At 54.1% G+C, this 1,721-nt stretch carries 1 protein-coding gene; it reads left to right on the forward strand.

Going from position 1 to position 1,721, the window contains the following annotated elements; translation table 11 throughout:
* A partial coding sequence (locus DDA93_RS16415; RefSeq protein ID WP_165802667.1) for a hypothetical protein occupies positions 1–592 on the forward strand: 592 nt, incomplete at its 5' end.
* Positions 593–1,721: the final 1,129 nt, after the last annotated feature.

The following is a 1,721-nucleotide window of genomic DNA, read 5'->3' on the forward strand; positions in this document are numbered from 1 at the left end:
ATTCCCTCCAGAGCTTCATCATGAAGAATCCGAGGACTCCGAGCAGGACCTGCGGCGGCACCTGGATTTTCTCACTGCTTGGCTTACTTTCTTCGCCAAGTTCTATTCAGATAATGACTACAACGGAGCCCAAGGCAACAATCAACTCAAACATGGCGCTACAGTTTTTCCACGAGACGATCTCAGCGTCGTCCTGGGTCTCGCCGAACAGGATCCGTCAACTCTGACGACGGATCAATGGAATGAAGCAGCTGCTGTAATCAACGCCGAATCGGTTACTTACGTCCTCCAGAAGCGGGGAGACAAGGGCATGACTCCGGGGCTGAGCTTGCGGACAGATAACTCCGATCCCGCCACGAACCTGGCCATCAGTCAAATCGGAATCAGTATTGTTCGCTCTCTATGGCAAATGTCGCAGGTAGTGGCGTATCCCGGCATCCTTGCGAACTACGACTACGATTACTCGCCCCTTCCACTTGAGCTGTTCGCGAGCACAAATCGCCCTCCCCGCTCCATGACACAAACACTCCTTCAACCGGCACCGAGACCTCCGAAGAAAAATACTGCCGGACCACGGCGAAGGAAACGGTAAAAACCCGCATGCTCCGCGACCCAGGGTGATCACACTGCCCTCAACCTTGACCACCACATGTCATGGCCGTCTCGACGCCCCGCTTACGTGACAGAACGAGCGGTCGGCGAAGCATTTTGGCCGAAATGTCAGCAAGCAGAGTGGTGGCTGGAGGATGCGCAAGTACCGATGTCGCTCTCCGCTGAACTCCGGTCGAGGTAGATCCACCCCTGCGCCACCCTCGAATATGAATAGGCCGTGTGCTTAGGACAAGGCGGCGACCAAGCCGCTCCAAACCACTTCCGAGTCAGAAATCAAGGTTAGAAACCCCTCTACTACAACTGCCATAATCAGCTCCTTTCCAAGTGCTCCGAACTTCTCTTTCCATGTCGACGTTGTAAATGTCTTTATTAGTGTGAAGAGAGCGAGAACGAGAAAAATTACTGCGAAAGCGGCAAGGATCAAGGGAATCGAACCCATTTGCACGAGCCCTGTCCTAAGCACACGAAGCGTCGTATTATACCCTACTCTAGGTTGAGCTGCAAATCTCTTCGATCTGACAGTTACGGTCTATTGCGCGGCCATCTCCAAACAGAAGGGCTTTCGAAGAGGTTCCAGACATCGGTCAAAACGCAGCTAAGGCCAAGCCGTTCCTGGACGTCGGTGCGATCCTCGCAAGAAGGACTTGAAGCGCCGATAACGTTCTAATACGTCAACTCACAGTTCAGGCGATTGACGGTCCCTTCATGTGGCCCGAATCAACCTTGCTTGCTGCACGAGTCAAGTCTCCTGCGCTCTAACAGTCCTACGTTTGAGGAACCTTGTCATTGTCGCTACTCTTTAGTTGAGAATGATAATCGTTAGTAATGGGGGCGGGTGTGCGGTGAGTCTTGTCCTCGACCGATTATCCGTGCGGATCGGCGGCCGTTCACTGGTTACTGACGTGTCATTGGCTGTTGCTGGTGGCGAAGCTGTGGCCTTGTTGGGGGCATCTGGATCCGGTAAATCGTTGACTGCCGCAGCTCTAACCGGTTCGCTACCGGGCAGCGTGAGAACTTCTGGGCGGCTGACGGTTTCCGGGCGTGACACGTCTTTGGATACCAGGCGTCGCCTAGGTGTTGCGGCCATACGTCAAGACTCCTTCACCTCC

The sequence above is a fragment of the Arthrobacter sp. Bz4 genome, assembly GCF_003075455.1.
GTDB lineage: Bacteria > Actinomycetota > Actinomycetes > Actinomycetales > Micrococcaceae > Arthrobacter_D.